At 47.1% G+C, this 5,305-nt stretch carries 2 tRNA genes and 2 rRNA genes; all 4 read left to right on the plus strand.

Going from position 1 to position 5,305, the window contains the following annotated elements:
- The first annotated feature begins 444 nt into the window (after positions 1 to 444).
- Positions 445 to 1,958, plus strand: a 16S ribosomal RNA gene (locus B0I03_RS12950).
- Between the two features lie 90 nt (positions 1,959 to 2,048).
- Positions 2,049 to 2,122 (plus strand) — tRNA-Ile (locus tag B0I03_RS12955).
- A 92-nt stretch (positions 2,123 to 2,214) separates the two neighbouring features.
- A tRNA-Ala gene (locus tag B0I03_RS12960) sits at positions 2,215 to 2,288 on the plus strand.
- Between the two features lie 134 nt (positions 2,289 to 2,422).
- Positions 2,423 to 5,301: ribosomal RNA gene (locus B0I03_RS12965) — 23S ribosomal RNA — on the plus strand.
- Together the 16S and 23S rRNA genes with 2 tRNA genes alongside form the textbook arrangement of a ribosomal RNA operon.
- Positions 5,302 to 5,305: the final 4 nt, after the last annotated feature.

The raw sequence follows: 5,305 nt of genomic DNA on the forward strand, positions 1-5,305 counted from the left end.
AAAAGATTTCTACTTTTGCACCCGCATTAGAGCAGAAGTTCATACACAAGCTGAAGATTAAACAAATCAAAAAAACTTTAAAAAAAGTTGAAAAAAGATTTGGATAATAAAAAGTAAAGGTAGTATCTTTGCCGACCCGAAACGAAAGAATCGGAGCGTACAAGTTCTTAAAAATATTGGGTAAGTGGTCAGGAAAAAATAATCAAAAAATTTTTTCAAAAAAGCTTGCCAGATTAAAAAAGAGTTGTACTTTTGCACCCGCTAATCGAATGAGAGGCGACACAAAAAAAGAATGACACGTTCATAGACATATTGAATTGACAGTACAAAATTACAGTGATGTAATTTTGAAAATAAGAGAGAGTAAGATTTTTCGAGTAAATTGAAAACAACCTAGCGACTTGAATCGAATAAAACAAGATAGAGCAATCTATCAAACAATATACGATGAAGAGTTTGATCCTGGCTCAGGATGAACGCTAGCGGCAGGCCTAACACATGCAAGTCGAGGGGTAGAACACTTCGGTGTTTGAGACCGGCGCACGGGTGCGTAACGCGTATGCAATCTACCTTATACAGGGGAATAGCCCAGAGAAATTTGGATTAATGCCCCATAGCATTACGACTTGGCATCAAGATGTAATTAAAGTTCCAACGGTATAAGATGAGCATGCGTCCCATTAGTTAGTTGGTAAGGTAACGGCTTACCAAGACGATGATGGGTAGGGGTCCTGAGAGGGAGATCCCCCACACTGGTACTGAGACACGGACCAGACTCCTACGGGAGGCAGCAGTGAGGAATATTGGTCAATGGTCGCAAGACTGAACCAGCCATGCCGCGTGCAGGAAGACGGTCCTATGGATTGTAAACTGCTTTTATACAGGAAGAAACCCTCCCACGTGTGGGAGCTTGACGGTACTGTAGGAATAAGGATCGGCTAACTCCGTGCCAGCAGCCGCGGTAATACGGAGGATCCAAGCGTTATCCGGAATCATTGGGTTTAAAGGGTCCGTAGGCGGTCTTATAAGTCAGTGGTGAAAGCCCATCGCTCAACGATGGAACTGCCATTGATACTGTAAGACTTGAATGCTTAGGAAGTAACTAGAATATGTAGTGTAGCGGTGAAATGCTTAGATATTACATGGAATACCAATTGCGAAGGCAGGTTACTACTAAGTGATTGACGCTGATGGACGAAAGCGTGGGGAGCGAACAGGATTAGATACCCTGGTAGTCCACGCCGTAAACGATGGATACTAGCTGTTCGGAGCAATCTGAGTGGCTAAGCGAAAGTGATAAGTATCCCACCTGGGGAGTACGCACGCAAGTGTGAAACTCAAAGGAATTGACGGGGGCCCGCACAAGCGGTGGAGCATGTGGTTTAATTCGATGATACGCGAGGAACCTTACCAGGGCTTAAATGTAGATTGACAGGTCTGGAAACAGACTTTTCTTCGGACAATTTACAAGGTGCTGCATGGTTGTCGTCAGCTCGTGCCGTGAGGTGTCAGGTTAAGTCCTATAACGAGCGCAACCCCTGTCGTTAGTTGCCAGCGAGTCATGTCGGGAACTCTAACGAGACTGCCAGTGTAAACTGTGAGGAAGGTGGGGATGACGTCAAATCATCACGGCCCTTACGTCCTGGGCCACACACGTGCTACAATGGTAGGTACAGAGAGCAGCCACTGCGCGAGCAGGAGCGAATCTACAAAACCTATCTCAGTTCGGATCGGAGTCTGCAACTCGACTCCGTGAAGCTGGAATCGCTAGTAATCGGATATCAGCCATGATCCGGTGAATACGTTCCCGGGCCTTGTACACACCGCCCGTCAAGCCATGGAAGCTGGGGGTGCCTGAAGTCGGTGACCGCAAGGAGCTGCCTAGGGTAAAACTAGTAACTAGGGCTAAGTCGTAACAAGGTAGCCGTACCGGAAGGTGCGGCTGGAACACCTCCTTTCTAGAGAAGATTTAACCGTTAGGTTTTAGTTGAAAGGAAGATATTACTCTCGCTGTTAATTTAAAAAATAAGAATAAGCAAAGAAAACAGAGTCTCGTAGCTCAGCTGGTTAGAGTACTACACTGATAATGTAGGGGTCGGCAGTTCGAGTCTGCCCGGGACTACTTTTTTAAGCTTGTTTAAAGGAAATTTTAGAGGTTGAGTAGCCGTTTGAAGTACTGTTAACTGATAACTGTTAACTGAACACTAAAAAAACGGGGGATTAGCTCAGCTGGCTAGAGCGCCTGCCTTGCACGCAGGAGGTCATCGGTTCGACTCCGATATTCTCCACGATTCCGAAAGGAAAAAAGTTCATTGACATATTGAGATAAAATACATTTAAAAAGTAGAAAGTACAGTAGAATCGTAACATGTTACGGTTTTATTAAAGAAAGTCCTAGTTTTATTATATAAAATTAGGCGGCACATAAGCAAAATAAGGGCGTATGGGGGATGCCTTGGCTCTCAGAGGCGATGAAGGACGTGATAAGCTGCGAAAAGCTACGGGGATTGGCACACACGAATTGATCCGTAGATATCCGAATGGGGCAACCCAATGCATTGAAGATGCATTACCCGATAGGGGGCAAACCCGCTGAACTGAAACATCTAAGTAGGCGGAGGAGAAGAAAACAAAAGTGATTCCGTAAGTAGTGGCGAGCGAACGCGGATTAGCCCAAACCAATGTTGTTACGGCAATGTTGGGGTTGTAGGACCACGACATTCTATGCGGATTGAACCGGAATAACCTGGAAAGGTTAACCAAAGAGGGTGATAGTCCTGTATGGGTAAGAGAAGATATAGATAGTGGTATCCTGAGTAGCGCGGGGCACGTGAAACCCTGTGTGAATTTGGCGGGACCATCCGCTAAGGCTAAATACTCCTGAGAGACCGATAGTGAACCAGTACCGTGAGGGAAAGGTGAAAAGAACCGTGAATAACGGAGTGAAATAGATCCTGAAACCATACGCTTACAAGCGGTCGGAGCCCTTTCGTGGGGTGACGGCGTGCCTTTTGCATAATGAGCCTACGAGTTACCGTTGCTGGCAAGGATAAGCACTTCAGGTGTGGATCCGTAGCGAAAGCGAGTCTGAATAGGGCGCTTTAGTCAGTAATGGTAGACGCGAAACCGTGTGATCTACCCATGGGCAGGATGAAGCTGTGGTAACACATAGTGGAGGTCCGAACCGGTTGACGTTGAAAAGTCTTCGGATGACCTGTGGGTAGGGGTGAAAGGCCAATCAAACTCGGAAATAGCTCGTACTCCCCGAAATGCATTTAGGTGCAGCGCTGGGTATAAGTTATATAGAGGTAGAGCTACTGATTGGATGCGGGGGCTTCACCGCCTACCAATTCCTGACAAACTCCGAATGCTATATAATGTTTACCAGCAGTGAGGGCATGGGTGCTAAGGTCCATGTCCGAGAGGGAAAGAACCCAGACCATCAGCTAAGGTCCCCAAATGTATGCTAAGTTGAAAAAACGAGGTTTGTCTGCCCAGACAGCTAGGATGTTGGCTTGGAAGCAGCCATTCATTTAAAGAGTGCGTAACAGCTCACTAGTCGAGCGGACGAGCATGGATAATAATCGGGCATAAGCATACTACCGAAGCTATGGATTTGTAGTAATACAAGTGGTAGGGGAGCATTCTAAACTGGGTCGAAGGTGTGATGTGAGTCATGCTGGACTGTTTAGAAAAGAAAATGTAGGCATAAGTAACGATAATGCGGGCGAGAAACCCGCACACCGAAAAACTAAGGTTTCCGCAGCTATGCTAATCAGCTGCGGGTTAGTCGGGTCCTAAGGCGAACCCGAAAGGGACAGTCGATGGCCAACGGGTTAATATTCCCGTACTACTTATAATTGTGATGGAGAGACGCAGTGGTGAAAGTACCGCGAACTGACGGAATAGTTCGTTAAAGCACTTAGCTATAGGCCCGGTAGGCAAATCCGCTGGGACTGGTGAAATGCGATAGTACTCAGAGTCTTCGGACAACGAGATAGTGTACCTAAAGGCTGCCAAGAAAATCTTCTAAACTTAGATTATAAGTACCCGTACCGTAAACCGACACAGGTAGTTGAGGAGAGAATCCTAAGGTGCTCGAGAGATTCATGGCTAAGGAATTAGGCAAAATAGACCTGTAACTTCGGGAGAAAGGTCGCCAGCAGCAATGCTGGCCGCAGTGAAAAGATCCAGGCGACTGTTTATCAAAAACACAGGGCTCTGCAAAATCGTAAGATGAAGTATAGGGCCTGACACCTGCCCGGTGCTTGAAGGTTAAGTGGAGATGTTATCTTCGGAGAAGCATTGAAATGAAGCCCAAGTAAACGGCGGCCGTAACTATAACGGTCCTAAGGTAGCGAAATTCCTTGTCGGGTAAGTTCCGACCTGCACGAATGGTGTAACGATCTGGATACTGTCTCAGCCATGAGCTCGGTGAAATTGTAGTAGCGGTGAAGATGCCGCTTACCCGCAGTGGGACGAAAAGACCCTGTGCACCTTTACTATAGCTTAATATTGACCTTGGACACGTGATGTGTAGGATAGGTGGGAGACTATGAAGTGGCGTCGCTAGGCGTTGTGGAGTCATTGTTGAAATACCACCCTTTGCTTGTCTGAGGCCTAACCCCGTAATGCGGGGGACATTGTTTGGTGGGTAGTTTGACTGGGGTGGTCGCCTCCAAAAGAGTAACGGAGGCTTCTAAAGGTTCCCTCAGCACGCTTGGTAACCGTGCGTAGAGTGCAATGGCATAAGGGAGCTTGACTGAGAGACATACAGGTCGATCAGGTACGAAAGTAGAGCATAGTGATCCGGTGGTTCCGCATGGAAGGGCCATCGCTCAAAGGATAAAAGGTACGCCGGGGATAACAGGCTGATCTCCCCCAAGAGCTCATATCGACGGGGGGGTTTGGCACCTCGATGTCGGCTCGTCACATCCTGGGGCTGGAGAAGGTCCCAAGGGTTGGGCTGTTCGCCCATTAAAGTGGCACGCGAGCTGGGTTCAGAACGTCGTGAGACAGTTCGGTCTCTATCTACTGTGGGCGTTAGAAATTTGAGTGGATCTGATTCTAGTACGAGAGGACCGAATTGGACTAACCGCTGGTGTATCTGTTGTTCCGCCAGGAGCACTGCAGAGTAGCTACGTTGGGAAGGGATAAGCGCTGAAAGCATATAAGCGCGAAACCCACCACAAGATGAGATTTCTTTTAAGGGTCGTGGAAGATGACCACGTTGATAGGCTATAGATGTAAAGGCAGTAATGTCATAGTCGAGTAGTACTAATAACCCGTTAGCTTATGTATAAAT

It is taken from the genome of Flavobacterium aquaticum (assembly GCF_003259835.1).
GTDB classification, from domain to species: domain Bacteria; phylum Bacteroidota; class Bacteroidia; order Flavobacteriales; family Flavobacteriaceae; genus Flavobacterium; species Flavobacterium aquaticum.